At 65.2% G+C, this 26314-nt stretch carries 23 protein-coding genes and 2 pseudogenes; 10 read left to right on the top strand and 15 right to left on the bottom strand.

Annotation, left to right across the window (positions count from 1 at the left end):
• Positions 1–216: 216 nt before the first annotated feature.
• Positions 217–1179, bottom strand: a complete 963-nt coding sequence (locus tag PIB19_RS04830; RefSeq protein WP_271239893.1) for an amidohydrolase family protein — start codon at positions 1177–1179, stop codon at positions 217–219.
• Between the two features lie 363 nt (positions 1180–1542).
• Positions 1543–2292, bottom strand: a complete 750-nt coding sequence (locus tag PIB19_RS04825) for a helix-turn-helix domain-containing protein (RefSeq protein ID WP_271239892.1) — start codon at positions 2290–2292, stop codon at positions 1543–1545.
• Positions 2293–2483: 191 nt separating this feature from the next.
• Here PIB19_RS04825 and PIB19_RS04820 point away from each other — a divergent pair, with 191 nt between their 5' ends.
• On the top strand, positions 2484–2846 hold the full coding sequence (locus PIB19_RS04820) for a hypothetical protein (protein WP_271239891.1): 363 nt from the start codon (positions 2484–2486) through the stop codon (positions 2844–2846).
• Between the two features lie 9 nt (positions 2847–2855).
• Here the strand turns inward: PIB19_RS04820 and PIB19_RS04815 are convergent, their stop codons facing one another.
• Entirely contained in the window at positions 2856–3041 is a 186-nt protein-coding gene (locus tag PIB19_RS04815) for a hypothetical protein (protein ID WP_271239890.1), read from the bottom strand.
• 34 nt (positions 3042–3075) lie between these two features.
• Positions 3076–4032: a LysR substrate-binding domain-containing protein gene (locus PIB19_RS04810; protein WP_271239889.1), complete on the bottom strand. Its 957-nt coding sequence runs from the start codon at positions 4030–4032 to the stop codon at positions 3076–3078.
• Positions 4033–4370: 338 nt separating this feature from the next.
• Between PIB19_RS04810 and PIB19_RS04805 the strand changes: the two genes are divergently transcribed.
• The 4 genes from PIB19_RS04805 (at position 4371) to alaS (ending at position 9331) form a co-directional block, all read left to right on the top strand.
• Entirely contained in the window at positions 4371–5219 is an 849-nt protein-coding gene (locus PIB19_RS04805; protein WP_271239888.1) for a hypothetical protein, read from the top strand.
• Positions 5220–5223: 4 nt separating this feature from the next.
• Entirely contained in the window at positions 5224–6120 is an 897-nt protein-coding gene (locus PIB19_RS04800) for a TolB family protein (protein WP_271239887.1), read from the top strand.
• A 1-nt stretch (position 6121) separates the two neighbouring features.
• Positions 6122–6586 (top strand): anthrone oxygenase family protein, encoded by a 465-nt coding sequence (locus PIB19_RS04795; protein WP_271239886.1) that lies wholly within the window; start codon positions 6122–6124, stop codon positions 6584–6586.
• Between the two features lie 93 nt (positions 6587–6679).
• On the top strand, positions 6680–9331 hold the full coding sequence (gene alaS, locus PIB19_RS04790; RefSeq protein ID WP_271239885.1) for an alanine--tRNA ligase: 2652 nt from the start codon (positions 6680–6682) through the stop codon (positions 9329–9331).
• A 37-nt stretch (positions 9332–9368) separates the two neighbouring features.
• On the opposite strand, the gene PIB19_RS04785 is transcribed toward alaS, so the two are convergent.
• The 5 genes from PIB19_RS04785 to manD form a co-directional block, all read right to left on the bottom strand.
• On the bottom strand, positions 9369–10214 hold the full coding sequence (locus PIB19_RS04785; RefSeq protein ID WP_271239884.1) for an AAA family ATPase: 846 nt from the start codon (positions 10212–10214) through the stop codon (positions 9369–9371).
• Between the two features lie 48 nt (positions 10215–10262).
• The gene (locus PIB19_RS04780) at positions 10263–11348 is read right to left on the bottom strand and encodes a hypothetical protein (protein WP_271239883.1); all 1086 of its coding nucleotides are present in this window, start codon (positions 11346–11348) and stop codon (positions 10263–10265) included.
• Positions 11240–11962: a hypothetical protein gene (locus PIB19_RS04775; RefSeq protein ID WP_271239882.1), complete on the bottom strand. Its 723-nt coding sequence runs from the start codon at positions 11960–11962 to the stop codon at positions 11240–11242. The genes PIB19_RS04780 and PIB19_RS04775 overlap by 109 nt, the downstream gene beginning before the upstream one ends.
• 168 nt (positions 11963–12130) lie before the next feature.
• On the bottom strand, positions 12131–12763 hold the full coding sequence (locus PIB19_RS04770) for a DUF6975 family protein (protein WP_271239881.1): 633 nt from the start codon (positions 12761–12763) through the stop codon (positions 12131–12133).
• Positions 12764–13036: 273 nt separating this feature from the next.
• Positions 13037–14248: a D-mannonate dehydratase ManD gene (gene manD / locus PIB19_RS04765; RefSeq protein WP_271239880.1), complete on the bottom strand. Its 1212-nt coding sequence runs from the start codon at positions 14246–14248 to the stop codon at positions 13037–13039.
• Between the two features lie 76 nt (positions 14249–14324).
• Between manD and PIB19_RS04760 the strand changes: the two are divergent.
• The 3 genes and pseudogenes from PIB19_RS04760 to PIB19_RS04750 form a co-directional block, all read left to right on the top strand.
• Positions 14325–14477: pseudogene (locus PIB19_RS04760) on the top strand (FadR/GntR family transcriptional regulator); the annotation flags it as partial.
• A gap of 262 nt (positions 14478–14739) precedes the next feature.
• Complete coding sequence (locus PIB19_RS04755) at positions 14740–15096, top strand: FadR/GntR family transcriptional regulator (RefSeq protein WP_271240911.1); 357 nt, start codon at positions 14740–14742, stop codon at positions 15094–15096.
• 57 nt (positions 15097–15153) lie between these two features.
• A complete protein-coding gene (locus tag PIB19_RS04750) occupies positions 15154–16182 on the top strand; it encodes a hypothetical protein (RefSeq protein WP_271239879.1) in 1029 nt (342 codons plus the stop codon).
• 48 nt (positions 16183–16230) lie between these two features.
• Here the strand turns inward: PIB19_RS04750 and PIB19_RS04745 are convergent, their stop codons facing one another.
• The 3 genes from PIB19_RS04745 to PIB19_RS04735 all read right to left on the bottom strand — a co-directional run bounded on the left by PIB19_RS04745 (position 16231) and on the right by PIB19_RS04735 (position 17983).
• Complete coding sequence (locus PIB19_RS04745; protein ID WP_271239878.1) at positions 16231–17175, bottom strand: bifunctional helix-turn-helix transcriptional regulator/GNAT family N-acetyltransferase; 945 nt, start codon at positions 17173–17175, stop codon at positions 16231–16233.
• Between the two features lie 110 nt (positions 17176–17285).
• On the bottom strand, positions 17286–17525 hold the full coding sequence (locus PIB19_RS04740; RefSeq protein ID WP_271239877.1) for a methyltransferase family protein: 240 nt from the start codon (positions 17523–17525) through the stop codon (positions 17286–17288).
• On the bottom strand, positions 17522–17983 hold the full coding sequence (locus PIB19_RS04735; RefSeq protein WP_271239876.1) for a hypothetical protein: 462 nt from the start codon (positions 17981–17983) through the stop codon (positions 17522–17524). The genes PIB19_RS04740 and PIB19_RS04735 overlap by 4 nt, the downstream gene beginning before the upstream one ends.
• Positions 17984–18239: 256 nt before the next feature.
• Here PIB19_RS04735 and PIB19_RS04730 point away from each other — a divergent pair.
• A pseudogene (locus PIB19_RS04730) lies at positions 18240–21091 on the top strand (TonB-dependent receptor domain-containing protein).
• Between the two features lie 260 nt (positions 21092–21351).
• Positions 21352–22188, top strand: coding sequence for a tyrosine-type recombinase/integrase (locus tag PIB19_RS04725; RefSeq protein WP_271239875.1), 837 nt, complete (start codon positions 21352–21354; stop codon positions 22186–22188).
• An 801-nt stretch (positions 22189–22989) separates the two neighbouring features.
• Here PIB19_RS04725 and PIB19_RS04720 read toward each other — a convergent pair.
• From PIB19_RS04720 to PIB19_RS04710, 3 genes are read right to left on the bottom strand one after another with little or no spacing between them, the layout of a single operon-like run.
• On the bottom strand, positions 22990–24258 hold the full coding sequence (locus tag PIB19_RS04720) for a nucleotidyltransferase family protein (RefSeq protein WP_271239874.1): 1269 nt from the start codon (positions 24256–24258) through the stop codon (positions 22990–22992).
• 50 nt (positions 24259–24308) lie between these two features.
• Positions 24309–25427 carry a glycosyltransferase family 4 protein gene (locus PIB19_RS04715; RefSeq protein WP_271239873.1) on the bottom strand — a complete coding sequence of 373 codons (1119 nt, stop codon included), beginning with the start codon at positions 25425–25427 and terminating at the stop codon, positions 24309–24311.
• On the bottom strand, positions 25424–26293 hold the full coding sequence (locus PIB19_RS04710) for a glycosyltransferase family 4 protein (RefSeq protein WP_271239872.1): 870 nt from the start codon (positions 26291–26293) through the stop codon (positions 25424–25426). Before PIB19_RS04710 ends, PIB19_RS04715 begins: the two co-directional genes overlap by 4 nt.
• Positions 26294–26314: the final 21 nt, after the last annotated feature.

The following is a 26314-nucleotide window of genomic DNA, read 5'->3' as shown; positions in this document are numbered from 1 at the left end:
TCTGTTGCGGGGCGCCTAGCAGCGGCGATTTTATACTGCAAGTCAATCGCAATAAGATTGCAGGGAGGGATGCGAGCTCCATCGCGAAACCCCTTGCCGTCATCCCGGCCTTGAGCCGGGATCCCGCTTCTTCTGTCCGACTTGAAGGCAGCGGGACCCCGGCTCAAGGCCGGGGTGACGAAGGAAGAAGATGAGTCCCGATCAACCTCACCCCGCTCAGGTGCCGTCCGCCAGTTTGTAGAAGCGGACGGCGTTGTTGTAGAAAATGTCGCGCTTCTGCTCTTCGGTCAGGAATGCGGCGCTCTCGATCCCTTCGATGGCCAGCCCGATCCCGTCGGGCCAGAACATGTGGTCCGAGCCGAACATGATGCGCTTGCCGAAGCCCGCTTCCACCAGCTTGCGGAGACAATCGTGGAAATGCGCCCGGGGCAGGAGCCAGTCCACCGCCCCGGTATCGACGTTCACATTGGGGTACAGCATCAGGATGGCCATGGTGTCCTCGAGATACGGCCAGCCGCAATGCATCAGGTTCAGCCGCAATTTCGGGTGGCGATTCAGCGCCTCCTCGACATATTCGGGATTGCCGAAGCGCGCCCGGGCCGGACGGCAGCAGGGATCGAAGGTGGTGCCTTCGGGCATCGTTCCGGTGTGGAGTGCCACCGGGATGTCGAGTTCCTCGGCCATCGCGAGATAGGGATCATATTTGGGATCGCTCAGCGACAGGCCGGCATATTGCGAAGTGACTTCGCCGAGCACCTGCAGCTTGCCTCCGACGAAAGCCTTTCTGAGCAGCTCCACCGGCGGCAGCGGCGTATCGTCGGATCCGCGAATACCCGCGCCGACGACGAAGCGGCCGGGATCGCGATTGTGCCAATCGATCGCGGCCTGCAGCCGGTCACCGTCTCCGCCGCTCACCACTCCCTTCACGACATTGTGCCGCTTCATCTCGGCGATGCAGGCCGACAGATGCTCTGCGCCGTTCCGGATCGGGCTCTTCACGCCGCTGATCGGATTGACGATCGGATTGCCGAACGGAGTCGCCGCCGGATAGGCATGCATATGGACGTCGATGATCGGCCCCGCCTGCGCGGCGCGCGACGCGAGTCCGGCGCCCGGCAAAGCGAGGGCGGTGGCGGCGCTCGCGCCCAGTTTCAGGAAATCCCTGCGGCCGAAATGCATTCCAGTCCCTCCGACTGTCACCGCAATTTCCGCGATGATCCGGGAGGATGACTATCGCGACCGTTGCGCCGGCGAAATTACCTGGAAGGTCGTTGGCCCGTTGTGCGGCCAGAAACGGCTAGGGCGTATCGACATTAACCTAAAACTCCCTCTCCCCTTGATAGGGGAGAGGATACCGCAGCTTGGCAGCTTGCTGTCTAGCGGAGGTTGGTGAGGGTAGAGCGGAGCGAAGCTCCGCGCGGCTGCTGCGCAGCCGCACCCTCACCCAGCGCAGACTTAGGCTTTGCTTCGCAAAACCTAAGTCTGCGCAACCTCGCCCCTTGCAGGGGGCGAGGGAAGTATGGGCTGAATGTCGATACAACCTCAGGGCATTTCGCCGGCGGCGAGCCTGGCGCATACCGAAGCGGTCAATGCGTCGGCCGGAAACGCGCAGTCGATCTGCAGCTCGTCCAGCGTCACATCGAAGGGAGCGGCGAACGTCGTGATCGTCTCGAAGAAGCGCAGCGGCCCCGCCGGACTGCGAAAATCGAGCGTGAGCACCGGTTCGATCTCGCTGCCGATGCCGCGGAAACGCCATTCCTGCGGCACGCCGGGATAGCCGAGTAGTTCGGTCAGCAGCGCCTGGCCATATTCGTCACCGGGCGTGATCGCGAGATGATCGTGCAGCCGGCGCAGGAAGCCTGCAGCGACCGCCGGCCAGTTGAGAATCACCGGGCGGAAATCGTCGGGATCGAAGATCTGTCGCAGCAGGTTGGTGTGGCGGCTCTCGCGCCCCTGCATCACGAAGCGATTGATGTTCATCGCGCCGTCATTGCCGCCGAGCACGTCGAATCGCCGGTCAAGGATGAAGGCCGGATAAGGATTCTGGTGCTGCAGGATCAAGTCCACTGCGTCGCGCATGCGCTCCAGCGCGGGCGTCGCGAGTTCGCGCTCGGCATATTGCGGCGCATAGCCCGCGGCGAGCAGCAGCGCGTTGCGCTCGCGCAGGGGCAGCGAAAGCGCGTTGGCGATGCGGCCGATCGCGTCGCGCGACGGCTGCGCCTTGCCCGTCTCGACGAACCCGAGGTGCCGGGCGGACATGCCGCATTCGAACGCCATGTCGAGCTGGCTCATGCGCCGCGCGGCGCGCCACTCGCGCAGCAACAAGCCGACCGGGGGATAGGGGCTTTGTCGCGGGTTTCGGTCATGATGGGTTCCCCAGTACGAGCGAAACGCCGCAGGAGCCAGCGGAGCATCGGGCGCCCTGCTGCGTTGACGATCCGGGCGCGCATGCTGCGTCCGGAAACCGTGTCAGGAGAAGCCCGATGAAGCTCATTGCATTGGCAGCCGCTCTCGCTGTGATCGGCGGCGCTGCTGCCGCACAGGATACGCCGCAACAGACTCCGCCCGCGGCCGATACGCCGCAGACTCCGTCGCCGACGACGACCACGCCCGACGCCAATACGCCACCGTCCGATCCCAAGACGGGCACCACCGGTTCAGGGACAACGAGCCTCGCCGCCGAACCGGATCCGGCACCTTCTACCTCAGCCACGTCTCCGGCGCCCCCAACCACGGCTGCGGCCCCGGCACCGATGACCGCTGCTCCGGCACCCGCTGCGGCGCGCGAATATCCGCCCTGCTCGCGCACCGTGAAGGATCAGTGCCGTCAGCGGGGCGGGCGCTAGGCCGCGCGGCTAGTGGACGGGCAAAGGCGCGTGGCCGACCGGCAGATGATGCATGACGGCATGGATGTCGCGGCGATCGACTGCCTGGCTGCACATCGGGCAAAGCTCGAAATGCGCGAGCTCGTCGGCCGGGAAGCGACCGCTGCCCCGCTCGTGGCCGCCGCCTGCAGATGGTGAAACATTCGCGTTGATCATCGGGCCCGCCTTCGCGTTAGCATTCTGTTTACTATTATAGGCGGGCGACGGCCGCCATGTTCGAAGCGGTGCGATTTTTACCGAAAGCCGTGTCGTGGCTTGCGCGGGCCGCCGCCGCCTCGCCGCACAGCCATTCGCGAAACAGCCCGATCTTGCGGCTGTTCTGGCGCGATACCGGATAGGTCAGCCAGAAGGATCGCCCGGCCGGGACGACCATGTCGTGGGCGGGCACCAGCCGTCCGGAATCGATTTCGCCGCGGAACAAGATCGGCGAGGCGATGACCACGCCGTGGCCGGCCAAAGCCGCCGCTACATCCAGATGCTCGGCGGAAAAGCTGGTGCCGAAGCGCGACTGCGGCGGACCTTCCGCCCAGCCGAGCGCTTGATACCAGAGCGACCACCAGTCCTGGCGGCCGAGCAACGGCACGGCGAGCGGCGCGCGCGGATCGGCGATCCCGGCGGCTGCGGCTTTCAATGCGGGCACGCAGAGCGGCATGAAGCTGCTCGGGAACAGCTCGATCGTGCGGAGCCCGGGCCAGCGCCCGTCGCCGTTGCGGATCGCCATGTCGAAGCGACCGGTGGTGAGGTCTTCGGCGGCGTCCGAGACGTCGAGCTCGACGAGGATGTCCGGGTGTGCCGCGCGGAAAAGGCCGAGCCGCGGCGTAAGCCAGCTCGATCCCAACGTGGGCAATGTCGTCAGCGACAGCCGCCCTTCGTCCATTTCGGCGGCACGCGCGAAGCTCGCACGCAGCGCGGCGAACGCCTTGCCGGCCTCCGTGGCGATCAGCGTCCCCGCGTCGGTCAGCTCCACGCGGTGGGGATGCCGCCGGAACAGCTTCACGCCCAGCTGCGCCTCCAGCTGCCGGACATGATAGCTGACCGAAGCCGAGGATGTGCCGAGCTCGTGCCCTGCCTTGGTGAAGCTCTCCAGCCGCGCCGCCGCCTCGAAGGCGCGGATCGCGGCGAGCGAAGGAAGCGGCCGGTCGAGCATAAATATGACTTAGCCTCTCCACCCAAGCTTCGCATAGCCAGAATTCATGCCGCGATGTCTTCTGCGCCCGGATGAGGAGGGGCTGAGGAGATGCCGATGTTTGAGGGTTTGCGCAGTGCGTTGGGGCGCAGGGATCTGCTCCTCGGCGCGGCGATGGCGGGAGGAGCGCTCTCCATGCCGGCATCCGCAGCGCTGCTGCGCGGCGGGCGAGGGAGGGCGCTTCCGCGCATGCGCACGACTGGGACTGGCTGGTCGGTAATTGGGACGTCTGGCACCGCCGGCTCAAGGACCGGCTCGCCGGCAGCAACGAATGGCAGGAGTTTACCGGGAAGAGCGCATTGTGGCTCGCGCTCGACGGGCTCGGCACGATCGACGACAATATCGTCGACGTGCCGAGCGGCACGTATCGCGGGCTCACCGTGCGCGCTTATGATCCGGAGCGGCAGCAATGGGCGATCTGGTGGGTCGATGGCCGGAACCCGACAGTGATCGACGCGCCGGTGCGCGGCGGCTTTGCGGGGAACACAGGCGTGTTCACGGGCCCTGACGTCTTCAAGGGCAGGCCCGTCACGGCGCGCTTTCGCTGGCTCGATATCCACAGCGAACGCCCGCATTGGGAACAGGCGCTCTCAACCGACGGCGGCAAGCGCTGGGAGATCAACTGGGAGAATTTCTTCACGCGCACCGCGCCGGTGGCGACGCCGTTGCCGGCAGTGGCCGATCGCCGGCGCGATTTCGATTTCCTCCACGGCAGCTGGTCCGTCCAGCATCGCCGCCGCAAGCAGCGGCTCGCGGGGAGCAGCGAATGGGAAGAATTCGCCGGGACCCTCGTCAACTGGCCGGTGCTGGGCGGCCAGGGCAATATCGGGGACAATTTCTTCGCGCGCGCCGGCGGCGCGCATCGCGGGATCGGCTTGCGCACCTTCGATCCGGCAAGCGGCGAATGGTCGAGCTGGTGGCTCGACGGACGCAGCCCGACCGGGTTCGCGGCGCCGGTGCGCGGCCGCTTCGTGAACGGCGTCGGCGTCTTCGAGGGAGACGACACGCTCGATGGCCGTCCGGTGAAGACGCGGGTGCGCTGGTCCGGAATCACGGCGAACGCCGCACGCTGGGAGCAGGCCATGTCCGGCGACGGTGGCGCGACGTGGGAGACCAACTGGATCAGCGATTTCCGTCGGAAGGGATGATCGCATGATCCTGGTTCGAAGCTGGTCGAAGGCGGTGGCTTGCCTGATGCTGCTAGGCGGCGCTTCGGCGGACGGACAGCGGGTACGGCTGGAAATAGCGGGCGCAGCGGAGGTGTTCGCGCCGGGGATCGCGTCGACACGCTATTCGGAGATCCGCCTGACGCTGAGCCCGGATGGGAAGACCGCCTTGTGGTTCAGCCGCGATCGGCCCGGCGGGCCCGGCGGTTACGACATCTGGGTGTCGCGCCGGTCGAACGGCATGTGGGCTCCCGCCACGCCGGTGTCGTTCAACGCCGGTGGGCGCGACTTCGATCCTGCGTTTTCGGCGGATGGGCGGTTCGTCTATTTCTGTTCGGATCGGCCGGGAGGATCGGGCGGCGACGATATCTACCGGGTAGCGGTGCGCGGCGAAGGCTTCGGGGCTCCGGTCAATCTGGGGCCGACGGTCAACAGCGCCGGCAAGGAATTCGCACCGATGCTGTCGCCCGACGGGAACACCCTGCTGTTCTCGAGCGATCGGAGCGGCGGCGCAGGCGGCCATGATCTCTTCACTGCGCGTCGGTCGCGCGATGGTTTCGCAAGTGCCCGGCGGGTGCCCGGCGCACTCAACACCGCCGCCAACGAGTTCGACGCCACTTTCCTGCGCGACGGTAAGACGATCGTCTTCGCGCGGGCGATGGACTTCCGCACGGATCGCGTCGATCTGCTTTTTGCCGTTCCCTCCAGGCTGGGCTACGATGCGGGAACCACGCTTCCGGCGGCAGTGAACAATGATCGAGACACGTACGGCCCGATGCTCGACTGGTCGGACCGCGACAGGCTGACGTTTTCCGGACAGCGCGGTGAGGGCGGAATGGATCTCTATCGTGTCCATTATCATGTGGTGAATCGCGGGGGATGAGATGGCCGAGACCGTGGTGCACGCCTTGCTCTGGTTTTCCGCGATCGGCTGCGGGCTGATTGCCGGGCTCTATTTCGCTTTCTCGACCTTCATCGTGCAGGCGCTCGATCGCCTCGGCGCCGAGCGCGGCGCGCAGGCGATGAACGCGATCAACGTCAGGATCCTGCGATCGCTGTTCATGCCGCTCTTTCTCGGAACGACGCTGACGAGCCTCGCGCTGGTCGCGATCGGGCTGGCCGGTCGCGTGCCCGGCGGGCCGGCAATGGCGGCAGGCGGCGCGATCTATGTGGTCGGGATGTTCGTCGTGACTCTCGTCTTCAACGTCCCGCTCAACAATATGCTGGCGGCGGCCCGGGACGACGGTGGTGCGGCATGGTCTCTCTATCTTCGGCGGTGGATGCCGTGGAATCACGTCCGCACGCTTTCCTCGACGCTCGCCTGCATATTGTTCGTGGCCGCGATCTGATTATCCGGCAGCCGTCTCTTTCAAAAGGGCACAGGCCCGCTCAGCGTCATCGCGCCGCTTGAGGAACGGACCTAGTTCCCCTACGTCGCACCCATGACGTCCACGAACGATATCCGCCGCAGCTTCCTCGACTATTTCGAAAGTCAGGGCCACGCCCGCGTGCCCAGCGCGCCGCTGGTCCCGCACAACGATCCGACGCTGATGTTCGTCAATGCGGGCATGGTGCCGTTCAAGAACGTGTTCACCGGCCTCGAGACGCGTCCGTACTCGACCGCCACCTCGAGCCAGAAATGCGTCCGCGCCGGCGGCAAGCACAATGACCTCGACAATGTCGGCTACACCGCCCGCCACCACACCTTCTTCGAGATGCTCGGCAACTTCTCGTTCGGCGACTATTTCAAGGAGCAGGCGATCACGCATGCGTGGACGCTGCTGACGAAGGAATGGGGCATCCCGGCAGAGAAGCTGACTGCCACCGTCTATCACACCGATGATCAGGCATTCGATCTGTGGAAGAAGATCGCCGGCCTGCCGGAGAGCCGCATCATCCGCATCGCGACCAAGGATAATTTCTGGGCGATGGGATCGGACGGCCCGTGCGGTCCCTGCTCCGAGATTTTCTACGATCACGGCGACCATATCTATGGCGGTCCTCCGGGGTCGCCCGAGGAGGACGGGGATCGCTTCGTCGAGATCTGGAACCTCGTCTTCATGCAGTATCTGCAGGAGAACGATGTCCAGATCGGCGAACTGCCCAAGCCGTCGATCGATACCGGCATGGGTCTCGAACGCGTCGCCGCGGTGCTCCAGGGCGTCCATGACAATTACGACACCGACACGTTCAAGGCATTGATCGCCGAGAGCGGCGCGCTGACCGGCGCGTCGACTACGGGCGACAACCAGGCGAGCCACCGCGTGATCGCCGATCACCTGCGCGCTTCGGGTTTCCTCGTTGCCGACGGCGTGCTGCCGGCGAACGAGGGCCGCGGCTATGTCCTCCGCCGCATCATGCGCCGCGCGATGCGCCACGCGCACCTGCTCGGCGCCAAGGACCCGCTGATGTACCGCATGGTGCCGAGCCTCGTCGCCGAGATGGGCGCCGCCTATCCCGAGCTCGTCCGCGCCCAGCCGTTGATCGAAGCGACGCTCCTGCAGGAGGAGACGCGCTTCCGCCAGACGCTCGCCAACGGCCTGCGCCTGCTCGACGAGGCGACCAAGGGGCTTGCCGAGGGCGATACGCTTCCCGGCGAAACCGCGTTCAAGCTCTACGATACCTTCGGCTTCCCCTATGACCTGACCGAGGACGCATTGCGTGCCGACGGCATCTCGGTCGACCGCGCCGGCTTCGACACGGCCATGGCCGAGCAGAAGCGTGCCGCGCGCGCCGCGTGGAAGGGCTCGGGCGACAAGGCCAGCGACGAGGTCTGGTACGATATCGCCGACGAACTCGGCGGCACCGAATTCACCGGCTACAGCAGCACCGACGGCGAGGGCGAGGTCGTCGCGATCGTCAAGGATGGCGCGCGCGTCGACAAGGCAGGCGCGGGCGACAGCGTCACCGTTCTGACCAACCAGACGCCGTTTTACGGCGAATCGGGCGGCCAGATGGGCGATGCCGGCACGATCACCAACGACAAATTGCACGCAGTGGTGGACGACACTTCCAAGCCGCTCGGCCGCCTGCACGCGCATCACACGAAGATCGAAAGCGGTGAGCTTTCGGTCGGCGATACCGTCAAGCTGTCGGTCGACGCCACACGCCGCGACCAGATCCGCGCCAACCACTCGGCAACCCACCTGCTGCACGCGGCACTGCGCAAGCGGTTGGGCGAGCACGTCACGCAGAAGGGCAGCCTGGTCGCGCCTGATCGCCTGCGTTTCGACTTCTCGCACCCGAGCGCACTCACGCCGCAGGAGATCGCCGATATCGAGGCCGATGTGAACGCGCAGATCCGCCACAACGAGAGCGTCGGCACCCGGCTGATGACGCCCGAGGACGCGATCGCGGCCGGCGCGATGGCGCTGTTCGGCGAGAAATATGGCGACGAGGTCCGCGTGCTCTCGATGGGCCGCGGGGACGAACAGCATTATTCCGTCGAATTGTGCGGCGGCACCCATGTCAACGCAACCGGCGACATCGCGATCTTCAAGATCGTCTCGGAAAGCGCCGTTTCCTCGGGCATCCGCCGTATCGAGGCGCTGACCGGCGAGGCCGCGCGGCAATGGCTCAACGCCCGCGACGAGCGGCTGAAGGAAGCGGCCGCGGCGCTCAAGTCCTCGCCCGACGAAGTGCCGGCGCGTGTCGCCGCACTGGTCGAGGAACGCCGGCGGCTCGAACGTGAGCTGGCCGATGCGAAGAAGGCGCTGGCGCTGGGTGGAAGCGGCGCCGCTGCTCCGGCTGGACCCGAGCAGGTGAACGGCATCAACTTCGTCGGTCAGGTGCTCGACGGGCTCGATCCCAAGGCGCTTCGCGGCGCGGTGGACGAAGCCAAAGCGCGGATCGGCGGAGGCGTCGTCGCGCTGGTCGCGGTGAATGAAGGTCGCGCTTCGGTGGCGGTCGGCGTCAGCGAGGGGCTCGGACTGAACGCAGTGGACCTGGTCAAGACCGCGGTTGCGGTGCTCGGCGGGCAGGGCGGCGGCGGCCGTCCCGACATGGCGCAGGGCGGCGGTCCGGACGGTTCAAAGGGTGCCGAGGCGATCGAAGCGGTCAAAGACGCTCTCTCGGAGGCGAAGGTCGCGGCCTGATCTCAGCTGCCATCGTCGCAGCGGCTGATCTAGCGCGTCACTTGCTCTGCCGCCGGCTCATGAACGCGAGCCGCTCGAACAGCATCACGTCCTGCTCGTTCTTGAGCAACGCGCCGTGGAGCGGCGGTATCGCCTTGGTGGGATCCTTGTTCTGGAGCACCTCCAGCGGCATTTCCTCGTGGAGGAGCAGCTTGAGCCAATCGAGCAGTTCGCTGGTCGACGGCTTCTTCTTGAGGCCGGGCACCTCGCGGATGTCATAGAAGATATCCATCGCCTTGCTGACGAGAATCTTCTGAATTCCGGGGAAATGGACATCGACGATCGCCTGCATCGTCTCGCGGTCGGGGAATTTGATGTAGTGGAAGAAGCAGCGGCGCAGGAAAGCGTCGGGCAGCTCCTTCTCGTTGTTCGAAGTGATCACCACGATCGGCCGCTCGGCGGCGCGGACCGTCTCCTTCGTCTCGTAGACATGGAATTCCATGCGATCGAGCTCCTGGAGGAGATCGTTGGGGAATTCGATATCGGCCTTGTCGATCTCGTCGATCAACAGGACGGGGACCTCGGGGGCGGTGAATGCCTCCCAGAGTTTGCCCTTGCGGATATAGTTGGCGATGTCGTGGACGCGTTCGTCGCCCAACTGACCGTCGCGCAGGCGTGCGACTGCGTCATACTCGTAGAGGCCCTGCTGCGCCTTGGTGGTCGACTTGACGTTCCACTCGATCAGCGGCGCGCCCACCGCCTTGGCAATCTCATAGGCCAAGACGGTCTTGCCGGTGCCCGGCTCGCCCTTGACGAGCAGGGGGCGGCGGAGCGTGACGGCCGCGTTGACGGCGACCTTCAGGTCCTCCGTCGCGACATAGCTTTGGGTACCTTCGAAGCGCATGCAACCGCTTAGAGGCTCGTTTGGCCGCAACGCAAGCGGCGCGGCGGCTCAGAAACATTTCTCGCCGGCGCTCTTCTGATTGTACATCGCCTTGTCGTTCGCATCGGCGACCTTGATGTCGAGAGCCCTGACTCGCGGACCGACGTCGGGATCAAAATTCTGTCGGTCCTCGAACTGTATCTTGATCAGATAGCTCGCTTCAAACCCTTCGAACTGCGCAAACGCCGTCCCCTCGGAAAGCGTCTCGGGCGAGCTGGGCTTGTAATTACCGAAGCACTTCTTCTGGCGCGACGCCAGCCCCGGGGCCGACAGCGGCTGCGCGATGCGCCCGTCGGCACCCGGCGTGATGAACGCATTGGGAAACAGCTCCGCCGGGGCGACCACGTTGATGCTGCTGCCTGAGATGCTGTACGCGAATTGCGCCGTGCGGGCGTTCTGATCCGGTTGGGCCCATGCGGTGGCGACGAGATCGAGCCGCTTGTTCTTGTCGATCACCGCCATCGGCACCGTCCGCGCCACGTCGGGCACCGCGAGCCCGGCGAAGTCGCTTTGCCACCGCGTGACCTGATCGGCAGTGCAGGCCAGATCTCGCGCATCGAATCGAGCGAGAAGGCCGCGCCGCTTCATCTCGTTATGAAGCACCGCTCGTGCGTCGCTGAGGCCGAGCTTGACCGGCGACGAGAAGAGCGCCTGACGGAGATCCTGGCACGCCAGGTCCACCGCTTCCTTGTCGGTCCGGGCGGTGGTGGTACCCGTGGCGAGCTCGGTGAGCCTGCGGGGAACGTTGTTCGCGTCGAGATAGCTGCTGAGCGTGACCGGCAGCCTGGTGTTGGGATCGAGCAGGCTGATCCGGTCGGCAAAGCGGCTGTCGCTGAGGTCCGAGAAATCGAGCAATCCGGCAGCGGTCTTCGCGGTGGTGACCAGTGACTTTCGGCCCCTGAGCTTCAGGCTGAAACGGATGCTGCTGGCCGCATCGAGCGCGATCCGGAAGCTGGCGGTCTTGTAGCCCGTCGCGCCGTCGAAACTCATCGTGACGTCGTTGGAATAGTCGGCGGACGTCGAAAGAGCCGAGAGCAGGCCGATGTAGAGCCGGTTGACGATGACGGCATAAGGCAACTCGCCGATCCCGGACACCACCGATCCCGTGATGTTGGTACCCGGATCGACTCCTCGCGCGCTTTGTTGAGGTCGTCTCCCTTGTAGGTCTCCACCACCGAAAGCTTGATTCGCGCCTTCAGATCGGTGCTGCCCGAATCAGGAACGAAAAAGGGCGTCACCCGTGTATCGGCCGTAGCCATGGTCGATACCTTGATCTCATCGCTGCTGCCCGAAACGCGTATGATCTCGGCGAGCGGCCGTTCAAACACCACCATATCGGTGCCGCCGACGTTGCGCGATATGACGACGCTGACGATCGTCGTCTTCTTCTCGTTGAAGCCGGTCAGCGCGCCGAGCAGCTGCTTGAGAAAGGGACTATTCTTTTGCACGGTGAACGCGCCGCCGGTATCGAGCGCGACCCAGCCGTAATAGCTACCCAGATTGCCTTCGAGGCCCGTATCCTTGGCGTCCGTCGACAGGCAGCTTTCGATGGTGAGTGTGCGCACGGTGTCTTTTGCAGCAGTGCCGGTGCATGCGACCGGCGCGGGCGCGGGCGCGCCCTGCGCTACAGCGGGCCTAGTACAGGCCTGAAGCGCGATCGTCGCCAAAGGCGGCAAGACAAGCATCGAGATGTGGTGAAACGAGCGCATGAGTCCCCCTGGCAGTAACCGGATACGGACCCGCGGACCGAGGCCGCTGTTGCGATGCATCGGTTGCGGAGCAGAAATGTACGCGGAGACTGGCGCCCTGCCGGGGAGCGTATCTGCAAAATCCGGAAGCGACAATGCCGTGCGTGCAGGCGCGGCCTGCTCCGCAGGTCAGGCGCGGTTGCGGGCGCTCGTGCGGGCTTCGAGCAGGTCCCACAGGCCGCGATGCTGGGCGAAGACCTGTTGCGCGCCGAACAGCATCGCGCGCTCCATCGCGCTTTCGCGGGCCAGCGCATCGACGACGCTGACCGTCTCTTCCGCCAGCGGGAGCGTCGAGACGGGGATGGTCAGACCGAGCCGCGTGGCGACGGCGTCGAGGACTTCGCGGATCGTTGCCCAATCGATCGCCAGGGCAAGCGCGGCACCGGCGGCGCAGCCTGCGCGATCGGACTGGGCGAGCATGTCGAGCGCATGGCGCTGTGCGTGCGCCGCGGCTTCCGATTCGGCATGGCCGGGCGTGCTCGGCAGCGGGCCGGCGGCGGCGACGATGCGGACGAGATAAGCGCGCTCGGTGGCAAAGGCATCGGCGGCGGCCTCGAGCCAGTCGCGCTCGAGCGAGACGCGGGCATGGTCGAGCGCATGGTCGACCACGCCCGGATGGCGGCCATGCAGCACGCAGATGAAATGGGCGGCGTCGGCGAGGTCGCGCAGCGGCTCGAGATTCTCGGCGAGGTTCTGGAGATAGGGGTGATCTCGCGCTGCCGTCGGAGGCGACGAGCGAACCCATCGCTCCCCATGTGCCACCGAGACGGGCGATCTGTGCGGTGTCAAACGGCATTCTGCCCCCAAATCCCTGAGCTGCCGGAGATACCGGCGCGCTCGCTATGCAACCCGGGGATATACCGAAGCACGTAAATACGTGGTTGACGGCGAATTTACCGTTCAGTCGTGGTTTGTGGAGAAACAGGAATTCATATTATCCAAGTGCTCCCCTGGAGGCAGAAGCGCAGGATTACGAACTATTACGTCGTCCCGGCTCTTGCTTTCGCAGGAGCATCGCATCGTTGTCCAAGTAAATCACCAGCTCCACATCGTCCCATCTTCGAGCCGGTTCACCGGAAGATAAGCGCGCTTATACTCATGCTTCGCAGCCAGCGCCTCGTCGATATCCACGCCGAGCCCGGGTTTGTCGCCCGGATGCATCAGGCCGCTGGTGAGACTGTAAGCGTGCGGGAAGACCGCGTCGGTTTCGGGGGTGTGCCGCATATATTCCTGGATGCCGAAATTGGGGACGGACAGGCCGAAATGGAGCGCCGCCGCCATGGTGATCGGCGAGAGATCGGTCGCGCCATGGCAGCCGGTGCGGACCTGATGGAGATCGGCGAGCGCGGCGATGCGGCGCAGATGGGTGATGCCGCCCGCGTGGACCACGGTGGCGCGGACGTAATCGATCAATTGCTCTTCGATGAGCTGTTTCGCGTCCCACACCGAATTGAAGATCTCGCCGACCGCGAGCGGCGTGGTGGTGTGCTGGCGGATCAGGCGGAAGCCGGCCTGGTTCTCGGCCGGAGTCGCATCCTCGAGCCAGAACAGGCGGTACGGCTCGAGATCCTTGCCGAGGCGGCCCGCCTCGATCGGCGTGAGGCGGTGATGGACGTCGTGGAGCAGGTGGATGTCCCAGCCGAGCGCATCGCGCCCCTTGTCGAACAGCTCCGGTACATGACGCATATATTTCGAAGTCGACCAGACCGTCTCGTCGGGCAGCGAACCCTTGGCGGGTTCGTAATAGAAGCGCTCGCCCGATACGCCATAAGTGGCGGCGAGCCCGGGCACGCCCGACTGGAGGCGGACGGCCTTATAGCCCTGCTCGAGATATTCCTGCGCGCGCTCGATGGTCTCGGCGATGTCCGAGCCGTTGGCATGGCCATAGACCATGCAGCCTTCGCGCGCCGCGCCGCCGAGCAGCTGATAGACCGGCATGTTGGCGAGCTTGCCCTTGATATCCCACAGCGCCATGTCGACGGCGGCGATCGCGCTCATCGTCACCGGGCCGCGGCGCCAGTACGCGCCCTTGTAGAGATATTGCCAGATGTCCTCGATCCGGTGCGCGTCGCGGCCGATCAGGCAGGGGATGACATGATCATTGAGGTAGCTCGCCACTGCCAGTTCGCGGCCGTTCAGCGTCGCGTCGCCGACGCCGTATACGCCCTCGTCGGTCTCGATCTTGAGCGTGACGAAATTGCGGCCAGGGCAGGTGACGATGACGCGCGCGGAAGTGATGCGAGGCAAGTTAGATAATCCTAAGAAGTGGTCAGGCCAATATCCGCTTGTGATGGGTGCCGTGTCAACCTAGGGTGGGCATGTTATGAAGATCACGGGCAAAAAGCTGTACCAGCGGGTGGCTGCTTCGATCACCGAGGCGATCGAGGCGGGACGCTGGTCGCCCGGCACCCGGCTGCCCGGCGAGCGCGATCTCGCCGAGGAATATGGCGTCAGCCGCCCGACGATCCGCGAGGCGATGATCGCGCTCGAGATGAAGGGCTGGATCGAGGCGCGGCACGGCTCGGGCCTCTATGTCACCAAGCGCGATCACGGCACCGGCCAGCGCGAGGACGCACTCAATTTCGACGTCGGCGCGTTCGATCTCACCGAGGCGCGGATTCTGTTCGAAGGCGAGGCGGTCGCGCTGGCTGCGGTATCGATCTCCGACGAGCAGCTCGACGAGCTCGACCAGCTGCTCGTCGAGATGGCGGCCGACGATCTCGAACGAGCCGTCGGTGATGGACGCCGATCACCGCTTCCATCTCGCGATCGCCAATGCGACGGGGAATGCCGCGATCCGCAGCGTGATCGAATATCTGTGGGAGCTGCGCACCAATTCGCCCTTGTCGGCGAACATGTTCGCGCGGGCGAAGCGCGGCGGGATCACCCCGCGAGTCGAGGAGCATCGCCCGATCGTCGAGGCGCTCCGCGCACGCGATCCGCACGCCGCGCGGAGTGCGATGCGCAAGCATCTGCGCGGCGTGGTCGACGATCTCCTCGCCGCGACCGAACTCGAAGTGATGGAGCGCGCGCGCAGCGAACTGGACGCGCGCCGGGACAGCGTGGCCCGCCGGCTCAAGATCGGTTCGGCTTGAAGGTGCTGGGGTTACAATTGGCCTGACCAATTGAGAGACGCGTGGCGGGAGCTGAAGATGACTTACAGGCTCACGATCGCGCCGTTCCTGCTGGTTTTGAGCGCATGGGCAGCGCCGGCGAGCGCCCAACCCTCCGCCACGGAGGGGCCTGTCGGCGGTTCCCCCGTCGGAACCGAAGCAAAGATCGAGGCGGCGCCGCGCAACTTCCTGTTCCTCGGCTCCGGCGAGTTGCGAGCCCACGCCGACTTGCTCCGACGCCCCGACATTGCCGGCGCCCAGCTGGTCTATAGCTGGAAGGAATTGGAGCCCGAAAAGGGTCGCTACGATTTCTCCGGCCTCGAGCGCGATCTCGCCGTCGTCAGGCGCGCGGGCAAGGCGCTGTTCGTGCAGGTCCAGGATCGCTTCTTCGAAGCGCGCGCGCGGAATGTGCCGGAATATCTGCTCACCGAGCCCGAATTCGCGGGCGGCCTCGCGCCCCAGCTCGATCATCCGGGCGAAGGCAGTCCCGTTGCCGCGGGCTGGGTGGCACAGCAATGGAATCCCGGCGTACGCCGTCGGTATCAAGCGCTTCTCGCGGCGCTTGCCCAACGTTTCGACGGGCGGATATTCGGCATCAACTTGCCCGAGACCTCTGCCGATCTGGTCAAGGATCCCGCTCCGCCGGGCTTCACCTGCGATGCCTATGTGGACGCGGAGCTCGAGAATCTCGCTTATGCCCGTCGGGTCTTCAAAACCTCGCATGTGGTGCAATATGTAAACTTCTGGCCCTGCGAGTGGGAAAACGAGCGCGGCTACATGGAGCGGACATTCCGGCTCGCCGAACAGATCGGTGCGGGGCTCGGTGGCCCGGATATCGTGCCCTGGCAAAAGCACCAGATGAAGAATGCCTACCCCTTTTTCGGCCGATATAAAGGGCGCCTGAAACTGGTCGCGATGGCAGTGCAGGAGCCGACCCTGACCTATCGCAACCCACAAACCGGCCGGCCCTTCACACGGGAGGAAATTCTTGCCTTCGCCCGCGACTATCTGGGGGTTAATGTGATCTTCTGGACGCCCGAGGCCGCCTGGCTGCAGCAGTCGCGCTGAAGATGCAAACATGCCCCTTTGCCGGTTCCGTGATGCAAGACGGCGCCCTCATCGCCGCCTCCGCACAAATCGCTGTTCGAGCATTTCCTTGCCCCACTGATCGCCGTGACGCTCCTCAGCCAGGATGAAGCCGTTCTCCTCATAGAGACGGCGGGCGGCATGAAGGCCGGCGAAAGTCCATAAATGCGTCTCGGCGAAGTTCCGCTTGTCCGAAAAATCGAGCGCGGTCTCGAGCAATCGCCGTCCCGTGCCCGTACCCCGCACGTCATCGTCGACGATGAACCAGCGCAGGTGCGAGATGCCCGGACCCAAATCCTCGCCATCGATGGCGACCGAGCCGACAATCCGTTTGTCCTGAAGGGCGGTCCAGATCGCGTTCATCGGCGTATCGAGACGTTCGCAGAAGGACGCGAGGCTGCCGGCGACGACGGTTTCAAAGCGCCTGCCGAAACCGGCCTCGCGTGCATAATAAAGCGCGTGCATCTCGGTGACGCGGGCAACGAGACCGGGCCGATAGCCGGCGACGATCTCGGCGTGCGGAGCGGCGCTCGGCGAGTCCGGCTTCGCCGCCAGTGCGTCGGCATAGAGGCGGAGGCCATCGAGGACCGTCCGGCGGTGTTCGGCAGGAAGCTTTTCCAGCGCACGCGCGACCTGTGCACGGGCGAAGGCATGGATCGCGGCGACACGCTTTCGCCCCGCCGCGCTCAGGGAGAGCTTCCTGATGCGCGCATCCTCCGCGTCCGGCTTCTCCAGGATGTCGCCGGCGACGACCAGCTTACGCAGCATCCGGCTGACGCTCGACTTCTCGAGGCGAAGAAGCCCGCCGAGATCGCGCGCCGAAATCCCGTCTCTGGCCTGGATTTCGATCAGCGCATGGACGGCGGAAGGCGGCAGGTCGGTTCCGGCGAAGGTGCCGCCCATGAAGCCGAGTTCGCGGACAAGCTGCCGCGATGCGGCGCGGATATCGTCGACGGTGGAATGCGTCAGGGTCACCGGCAACCATGTTAATTGTTGCATCATGCAACTATATTGGAGCGTGCCGGATTTGTGGTCAAGCCGGCTCCGACCGAACGCCGAGCATCAGGGCTTCGCTGGATTGTCCTTCACCACACGCCCGGTACCCAACGGTACTTCACCCGCTGCATATATTCCCGATAACCCGGGAGTTCGGCGGCAAGCACGCGCTCCTCGAAGAGGGTCCGCGGAATCAGCCCGATCACGACGACGAGCGCCGGGACCAGCGCCCAGAAAGAGCCCAAAGAGAGCGCCGTGCCGACGGCGAGCAGGGAACCCGAGATGTAGCCGGGATGACGCACGATCGCATAGGGGCCGCTATCGATCACGTCTGCCCGCGATCCTTCTGAATGCGTACGCCCGGCTCGAAATGACGGTTCACCGCCTGCGGCCAGATCTGCCCGACGAAACTCACTGCGAAGATCGAATATCCGAGCCAGACTACCCAATCGGGCGTTTGTGCCCGGTCGAACCGGAAACCGAGCGCTGCGACCGGGAGAATGAAGAAGAAGCCTCCCATAACCATCGCGAGGAACAGGTAGTCGAGTGCCTTGGTACCCGGCTGCACACGCGATCGTGCCGTGAAGATTTCCGGGTTGACCCGCCAGAGCAATGTGATCGCGATCAGCACCGCCACGACAAACGCAACGCAAAACCACCACCCGCGCGGCCAGTTCAGCGTGCCGGCGGGCACGAACAGCAGAGCGCCCATGACGACAAGCATGATGACCAGCGACAGGATGCTGCGACGCACCGCGGCTTTTTGCGCTTTGGTGGCTTCGATCATGACCGGAACTCTCCAAGACGCCGGAACGATATCCGACGCGCTTTCGTGCGACCGAGTCTCGCCTGCAAGCAATGAACGCCGCTGCCCGTAGTTCCCGCCGCCACGGCAATCTACGGCTGTAACGCCAAAGCCACACCGCGTCCGCGATCGTGCCGAAAGCCGGCGATCGCCATTGCGCAAACGCCGCACGTTTGTTTCTCTCCTGTGACAATAACAAAAAGAGGATGTCTCGCAGAGCCCAGTGGAGGATCGATTCATGCGTGATGTTACCTTGTGGAAGAATGTCGGCGTTGCGACCGTTGCGCTTGCCGCCGCTCTCGCGGCGATGCCGGCCCGGGCCCAGACAGCCCCGGCCGATGATCAACAGACCGCCAACGAAGACATCGTCGTCACCGGATCGCGCATCCGGCGAAGCCCGCTCGATCAGGACAAGCCCGTCGTCACGGTCGACGAAGCCGCGATCGCGCGCACCGGCCTGAGCTCCGTCGCCGATGTCCTCCAGCGCCTGCCCAGTGCGGGCGGCGGCCTGAACACCAAGGTGAACAACGCCGGCAATATCGGCGGTCCGCCTGACGGAACCGGCGTGAGCTCGGGTTCGGCGGAGATCGACCTGCGCTATCTCGCCGCCAAGCGGACGCTCGTGCTCGTCGACGGGCTGCGCTACGTCAACGGTACCGCGGCAGGCGGCATCCCCGCGTCGGTCGACCTCAACGCGCTGCCGACCAGCATGATCGAACGCATCGAAGTGCTCCAGTCGGGCGCCTCGCCGCTCTACGGCACCGACGCGGTCGCGGGCGTCGTCAACATCATCACCAAGCAGGCGCAGCAAGGCCTGCGCGCCTCGGCGCAGTTCGGCACCTATCGCCAGGGCGACGGCCATACCCAGACCTATGAGGCGAGCTACGGCATCCAGTCGCCCGATACGGGTACCTCGCTGGTGTTCGGCGGCTATTACACCAAGCAGGAGGGCGTCAGCACCGCCGATCGCTCGATCTCGCTGTTTCCGACGCCGGGCGCGACCAGCTGCGCCGCGGGCGGCTGCTCGAGCGCGATCCCGAACGGGCGCTACGACGTGCTCGGCCAGAGCCTGACCCTCGTCGCGCCGGTGATCGGGCGGAAGCCGGTCTATCCGACCGATTTCAGGGCCTATTCCTCCGCCAACGACTCGTTCAACTTCGCGCCGTACAATTATCTGCTGACGCCCTCGGAGCGCTACGGCGGCTTCGTCAACTTCAAGCAGGAGATTGGCGAGAACATCAACATGCGCGCCAAGGTGGTGGCCAATCACCGCCAGTCGACCACCGAAGCCGCGTTCCTGCCGTTGTTCGTCGGCCCCGATGCCGGCAACGGCAATCTGCTCGACACGATCTCGATCGACGCGACCAATCCCTATAATCCGTTCGGGGTCACGCTCTCGTCGGGCGCCAACGGCACGCCGGCCAATTATTCGACGGTACGTCGCCGCTTCGTCGAGGCCGGACAACGCGTCTTCAGCCAGACCGTCGATACGTTTTCCGCCACGCTCACTTTCGACGGCTCATTCGATATCGGCGACCATAAATGGTTCTGGGACGTCAACGGCGTCTATGGCGTCAACGACGCGCACCAATTGTTCACCGGCAACGTCAACGCCGCGAACCTCGCCCGTGCGCTCGGACCCGTTTCGGCCTGCACGGGCGCCTGCGTGCCGTTCAACATCTTCGGGGGCGCCGGCTCGGTCACCCAGGCGATGCTCGATTACGTGACCTTCGACGAGAAGGACAAGAGCAACCAGCGGCTGTGGGACTTCACTGCCAATCTGTCGGGCGAGCTCTTCGACCTGCCGGCCGGCCCCGTGGGAGTCGCGATCGGCTATGAGCATCGCGATCAGCATGCGAGCTACGATCCCGATCCGATCATCGTCGCCGGCCTCGGCGCGGACGTGCCGACCAGCCCGGCGCGCGGCGGCTTCAATGTCGACGAAGTCTATGGCGAGCTTCGCATACCGCTTCTGTCGAATACCCCTTCTTCCACTCGCTCGAGCTCAGCGGCGCGGCGCGCTATTCGGACTATTCGTCGTTCGGCAGCAACGCCACCTTCACGGCCTCCGGGCTGTGGAAGCCGGTCCCCGACCTGCTCTTCCGCGGCGGCTATGCCGAGAGCCTGCGCGCACCGAGCATCGGCGAACTCTATGCCGGCGCGTCGCGGTTCGACGCGACGATCGACGATCCCTGCACCAGCGCGGCCGGCGGCTCGTTCCAGACCAACGCGACCGTCCGAGCCAATTGCATCGCGAACGGCGTTCCCGCCAGTGGCAGCTATGCCGAGCCGACCGGCGGCCAGCTCGGCGTCTTCTCGCAGGGCAACACCGCGCTGAAGCCGGAAACGGCGGAAACCTGGACCGCGGGCGGCGTCTACAGCCCGAGCTGGGCGCGGGGCGGCTTCGCCAGCGCGCTGAGCCTCGAAGTCAACTGGTACAGCATCAAGCTGCGCAACGCGATCGACTCGGTCCCGGCGACGCTCACGCTCTCGCGCTGCGCGTTCAATGCCGATCCGGTCAGCTGCGCGGCGATCGTCCGCACCGGGAGCGGCGCGGTCGCCTCGATCAACGCGCGGCTGCTCAACCTCAACGCGATCGAGACCTCGGGCGTCGACTGGACGCTCGCCTTCCGCTCGGCCGAGTTCGGCGGCGGATCGGTCGGGCTCAACGTCAACGCGGCGCATCTGATCAAGTACAACATCGTGCCGCCGTCGGACCTCAATGCGCCGACGCAGGAATATGCCGGCACCGAGCGCGGCAGCCCCGACCAGGCCTATCCCAAGTTCAAGCTGAACGGCACGATCGACTGGTCGGCGCCCAGCTACGGCATCTCGTTCACCGGCCGGTACATCGCCGCGGTCGACGAGCGTGACGGCGTGCACCGCATGGGCAATGTCTTCTACGGCGACGTCCAGCTCTATCTGTCACCCGGCTGGATGGATCACCGCCTGCGGTTGACCGCGGGCGTCAACAACATCTTCGATCGCGATCCGCCGCAGTGCTTCACGTGCGACAGCGCGAATTTCGACCCGACGACTTACGACCTGCCGGGCCAGTTCGGCTATCTGCGCCTCTCCTACGGCTTCTGACGCAAATGCGGTCCGGGCGCACGATGTGCCCGGACCGTTTTGGCGGAGAGGGTGTCCGCCAAACTTGGTATCCGATGGATGGCGATGGGATATGGTGATGCTATCATAACTCTCCAATTTTAAGTGCTTTACGTGCATTTTCGATCTTACCCTGTTCCTGGACATTTCGCTCTGTCGCGCGTATAAAATGGGACCACATCCGGGCCCCGGAGGCGCGATCATGGCGGGACGGGCACTCAACAAAGCTGAGCGCGTCGCAGGTGACGAAGACGAGCAAGCCGGGCCGGCACTCTGATGGCGGCGGCCTTTATCTCTTCATCGACCCGCACGGACGGCGGCGCTGGATTTTCATGTATGTTCGCGAAGGCAAGCGTACCGAGCTTGGCCTTGGTGGCGGCCGTGACCTTTCGCTAGCCAGTGCCCATGCCGAGGCCGCGAAGCTACGCGAGATATTGGCGACTGGCGGCGATCCCAAGGCCGAGCGCGCGAAGGACGAACGCATGCCCACTTTTGGCGAGTGTGCCGATGCCTATGTGGAAGCGATGAAGCCATCGTGGCGTAACGCCAAGCACGCGGCGCAGTGGACGATGACTCTCACCAAATATGCCATGCCGATGCGCAGCAAGCCGGTGAACGCCATCGGCACGCATGACGTGCTCGACGTGTTGCAAGGTCTGTGGAAACGCACGCCTGAAACCGCCGAGAGGCTGCGCGGCAGGATCGAGAACGTGCTGGACGCGGCGAAGGCCAAAGGCCACCGGGTCGGGGAGAACCCTGCGCGCTGGCGCGGGCATCTCGACCAGCTCCTGCCCAGGCGTCAACGGCTTTCGCGCGGACATCACGCCGCACTGCCCTATGATGCCATGTCGGACTTCATGGCAGACCTGCGGGGGCGTAGCGCCGTTGCAGCGCGGGCGCTGGAGTTCACCATCCTCACCGCCGCCCGTTCCGCGGAGGTGCTGGGGCCGCAGTGGGATGAGATCGACAGGGGAAAGAAGGTGTGGACCATCCCGGCTGCGCGCATGAAGGCCGGGCGCGAAACACTACGATCACCAAGGCGCTCAGCGCGCCGGTCAACTTCATCGTCCATTCGCTGACCGACGTTAATGCGCAGCTCGAGAAAGGGCGGCCCTTCTTCAAGGACATCGTTAGCCAAGGGATCGCGCTGTACGAGGCTGAGGGGTTTCCATTCGCGCAGCCCCGTGACCTGCCGCCTGAAGAGACGAGGGCGGAGGCGCAGCGGCACTTTGATCGGTGGTTCGAGCAGGCGGATAGCGCGCTGCTCGGTGCACTACGAGATCAGCGACGAGGAATTGCGCTGGCGCGCCGAGCGAGTTGCTTCGCTCCAGTCGCTCGTCAAGCAGGTCTGCGAGCGCCGTTTGGCCGCTGATTGAGCTGCATCCATTTTCCCTTCGATTGGCCGCCGTTTCTAGCCAGATGTACGATCGAATTGAGCGCAAGATAAAAGCGCCGCTGTCGGGGGAGGCGCATGTGGTTGTGAAATTTAGGAGATTAGCGCCGTCGCTCACGACGCGCTGCCGTCGCTTGCGCCGGAAAATCGAGCAAATTGAAAGATCGAAGCGATGGCGGCAGGGATTTTAGATCGAAGTAGCCCGAGCGGCAGCAATGCGCCCATTGCAGTCGTTTAGCGCCATTGCGGCGAATCCTGAAAGCCGCTGTTCGTTCAGCTCCAAGCTGGACGGCGTTGGCGAGGCAGTTGCCGCAGCCTCGGTTCTTCAATCCTCACCCCGAACCTGATCCGGGTCCTTTAGGCGGCGGGTGATAAGAGATAGGAAAATGACGGCCTTAGACGCCGCACGGAATATGGAACGCGCGCCAGCCTCGGGGGACATGAACGCGGCCAACGGTTGACCCGTGGAATGCCCGCGATTGGTTGGCTACGGCGCGTTCCGTTTAGACAGGCCTCTGGCTTTTGAGATGGCGCGGCGCAACTGACGGTAAATCCGCCTTTGCCATGCCTGCAATAACTCTCTTGAGTTCAGATGATCCGGCATTCCGAGGTCGTCGATTAACTGGCGAAGACGGGGCAACACCCCGTCGGCCCACATATATCGTTCGGCCCATGACCAGCGGGCTGCCCGGTGGATAGAAGCGGCGGAATGCGATTCTACCAGCTTCCGCACCATGGGCGGCGCCGCGTCGCGCGACCGCAGCATGATCGGATCGGGAACGAGATTCGGCGACAGGCGCTCCGCGCAGCACAGCGCGGGGTAGAGAAAGGGCCACAGGCCGGCGCGATCACAAAGGACGGTGAAGGCCGGCCAGTCGAACCCCTCGCGGCCGCCGTGCTTACGAATCACCAGGCCGATTTCATATTGCCGCTGAAGAGTCAGGCTTTCGAAAGAGCAGCCTGCGTGCGTCAGGAGGTGCGCCAGGAGGAGCGGGGGCGGGAAGATGCCGCCGCCGTTGGAGATGTGCCACTTTTCGAGCGCTATGGTCGGGATGAGCGCGTCGATTTCGATCCTGCGCGAGCCACCGGCGAGCTTGCGTGTGACGCCCTCATGCAAATCGATCGACCATGGATCGTCGCGATGGATATACGTCAGCGTGACGGGCTGCGTCGCGACGCCGGGCATAGCCCAGCTGCGCTGGCAAAATGCGCCTTTCCGGGGTTCATATCCCAGCCTTGCGAGAATCTCGGCTGCGACCGGCAGCTGGTCCGGACATAGGAGCAAATCGATATCGGAAGCGTTGCGCTGCCCGGGCTCGTCGAAATAATGATGCGCGGTGTGCATTCCCTTCATCACCACCGGGCTTGTTCCGCCTTCTGACAACGCATTGACGGCTTCCTCGGCCCGCGCAGTCAATTGCTCCATTCGAGCGCGATTATGCTCCAGGTGGACGCGCAGGATTTCGGCATTCGCTGCAGTCGTCGTCAATTTGCCCTGCTCCATCCACGAGCCGAGCAGCGGGCCGGTGCCCGAGGTGTAGCAAGCGATGCTGAGCGCTACCGGATCGTCGATCAGCGCGTCATCGCTGCGGCCGAGGGCGAGCACGTCCCGCAGGGCGGTTTCGATCGTGGCCACGGCCTTCGCCCAGTCCGGCTCCGCGACCTCGAACCAGAGCCATTCGGGCCGCCCCGCGCGAACCGCCTCGTCGAAACGTCGCTCGATATCGATCGCCGGCAAGGAAGCGGGAATGTTCATGCGGGAACCTCGCATATCGGATGGATGCATCAACGCGGCGCGCGACGGTCTCATGCCGCTTTCCTGGCGTGAACGGCCCGCGCATAAAGGTCGAGAAAGGCCGCGGCAGTGAAATCCGCATCCTCCGCCAGCGCACGCGCCTGCGCCGCATTGGCCAGCCGCAAGCGGAGTTCCTCATCACCGGCAAGACGGAGGATCGCCGCGGCAAGCGCACCCGCGTCGCGTCTCGGCACCGCGATCGCCGCCTCGGGAGCATATTCCGCGACATGGCCAACCGCGGTTCCGACCGTGGGCACCCCGGCGACCGCGGCTTCCAGCATCGCGATCGGCGCGCCCTCGCTGAGCGAACTGACGACCAGCAGGTCCGCCCGATCGACCCAGTCCCGCAATCTCGCCTGAGGCTGGAATCCCGGCAGCTGCACGTGACCTCCCAGCTTCAGCGCGGATATCGCTGCATGGATTTCCCCGTCGAGCGTGTCCTCGCCGACGATGTCGAGCGTGAAGGGCAGGCCCGCGTCGCGCAGCTGCGCAGCGGCCGCGAGCAGGGTCGGCTGGTCCTTGACGCGATTGAGGCTGGCGATCTGCAGGAGCCGGAGGGGTTGGGCAGGATCGCGGCGCCGCGGTGGCGCGGCCGGCCAGCGGTCGAGCGCGACTCCCAGGGGCACGCGCAAGGCGTCGACGCCGACCGAGCGAGCATAAGCGCGCATGGTCTCGCTCGGCACGGTGATGAAGGATGCGGCGCGAAGCGACAGCGCGGTGATGGCGCGCGACTTTAGAGTCAGATGGCCGCCATAATGGATTTCAGGCAGGCGCACGATGTCGCCACCCGGCAAGGTCAGTATCATCGGAATGCCCGCGAGCGCCCGTCCGGCGCCGCCGATGAGTCCCGGGATACTCGCCCAAAAGGCGTGGACGATGTCGAACGGCTTCTCGCGATGCAGCGCCAGCAGCTTGGCGACGCCACGCAATGATCGGGGCCGCGATCCGATATTATGGACATCGGCATCAAGGAGCCGCCACTGATCGGGCCGCGGCTCCTGCTGGAGGGCGATGACCTGGACGTCGTGGCCGGCCCGTGTCAGCCGCTCGATCAGCCAGAGCATGCACGGAATGACCCGATGGCTGCCGGTGCGGTCGACGCCGCCCGGCGCGATCAGCGCGACCCTCATGCGCGCGCGCTCCGCGCGATGACGCTCTGGTAGATCTCGACGAGCCGGCGCCCGACGACCGGAAATGCCAGATGCGCGTCGAAGTGCCGGCGGACCGCGGCGCGGCGCTGGTCGTTCGCCTCTCGCGCCAGCGATACTAGCCCTTCGGCGAAGGCGGGCGCATCGCCGGGTGCCACGAAACGACTCTCGGCCAGATTGCCGATCAGCGCGCGGAACGGCGCGATGTCGCTGACGACCGGCGGCAGGCCGCAAGCCAGCGCCTCGATCAGTGCATAGCCTGAGCCCTCGCGGTGGCTGGTAGCGAGCAGGAAGTCGCAGGCCCGGCAGAGCTGCTCGACCTGGGCATGCGGCACGCGTCCGAGCAGGTGTACATGGCTGGCCAGCGCGGGATCCTCCGCGAGGCTTCGTTCGAGCGCGGGAAGCAGCGCGTCCGTGCCGTGGACGCACCAGAGCTCCGCCCCGGGCAGGTGCTCGCGTGCCAGGCGGAAGGCGTGGATCGCGGTGAAGGGATCCTTGTTGGCGTCGAGCCGCCCGACCCACAGGATCGCCGGATCGCCGCGCACGCCGGTTCGCACGCGCGCTTCGGCCCGGTCGCCGGTTTCGAAGCCGCTGGAGCTTTCGGGCACGGCGAAGATCAACGCCCTTGCCGGCAATTGGCGTGCAGCGCGGAACGGCTCGGCCTGCGCTTCGGCCGTGAACAGCGCGGCGGCGGCATGGGCATGTCCCCATCGTCGCAATCGTCCGAGCCGGGGCCGGGCGGCGTTGCTGGCATGGTCCTGCACCACCACCGGCGGCGGCAGGGTAGACAGCAATCGGGCATGCAACGGGAAATCGAGGCCGTTGAGATGGACGATGTCGGGCGCCACTTCCCGCACCGCGTGCCGCAG

This window comes from Sphingomonas sp. 7/4-4, assembly GCF_027941955.1.
Lineage (GTDB): Bacteria > Pseudomonadota > Alphaproteobacteria > Sphingomonadales > Sphingomonadaceae > Sphingomonas.
This window is presented reverse-complemented; position numbering and strand designations above follow the sequence as displayed.

Coding starts and splice junctions, on each gene's coding strand:
- PIB19_RS04830 (WP_271239893.1), bottom strand. CDS start 1,179: ATGCATTTCGGCCGCAGGGATTTCCTGAAACTGGGCGCGAGCGCCGCC.
- PIB19_RS04825 (WP_271239892.1), bottom strand. CDS start 2,292: ATGAGCCAGCTCGACATGGCGTTCGAATGCGGCATGTCCGCCCGGCAC.
- PIB19_RS04820 (WP_271239891.1), top strand. CDS start 2,484: ATGAAGCTCATTGCATTGGCAGCCGCTCTCGCTGTGATCGGCGGCGCT.
- PIB19_RS04815 (WP_271239890.1), bottom strand. CDS start 3,041: ATGATCAACGCGAATGTTTCACCATCTGCAGGCGGCGGCCACGAGCGG.
- PIB19_RS04810 (WP_271239889.1), bottom strand. CDS start 4,032: ATGCTCGACCGGCCGCTTCCTTCGCTCGCCGCGATCCGCGCCTTCGAG.
- PIB19_RS04800 (WP_271239887.1), top strand. CDS start 5,224: ATGATCCTGGTTCGAAGCTGGTCGAAGGCGGTGGCTTGCCTGATGCTG.
- PIB19_RS04795 (WP_271239886.1), top strand. CDS start 6,122: ATGGCCGAGACCGTGGTGCACGCCTTGCTCTGGTTTTCCGCGATCGGC.
- alaS (WP_271239885.1), top strand. CDS start 6,680: ATGACGTCCACGAACGATATCCGCCGCAGCTTCCTCGACTATTTCGAA.
- PIB19_RS04785 (WP_271239884.1), bottom strand. CDS start 10,214: ATGCGCTTCGAAGGTACCCAAAGCTATGTCGCGACGGAGGACCTGAAG.
- PIB19_RS04775 (WP_271239882.1), bottom strand. CDS start 11,962: ATGCGCTCGTTTCACCACATCTCGATGCTTGTCTTGCCGCCTTTGGCG.
- PIB19_RS04755 (WP_271240911.1), top strand. CDS start 14,740: ATGGACGCCGATCACCGCTTCCATCTCGCGATCGCCAATGCGACGGGG.
- PIB19_RS04750 (WP_271239879.1), top strand. CDS start 15,154: ATGACTTACAGGCTCACGATCGCGCCGTTCCTGCTGGTTTTGAGCGCA.
- PIB19_RS04735 (WP_271239876.1), bottom strand. CDS start 17,983: ATGATCGAAGCCACCAAAGCGCAAAAAGCCGCGGTGCGTCGCAGCATC.
- PIB19_RS04720 (WP_271239874.1), bottom strand. CDS start 24,258: ATGAACATTCCCGCTTCCTTGCCGGCGATCGATATCGAGCGACGTTTC.
- PIB19_RS04715 (WP_271239873.1), bottom strand. CDS start 25,427: ATGAGGGTCGCGCTGATCGCGCCGGGCGGCGTCGACCGCACCGGCAGC.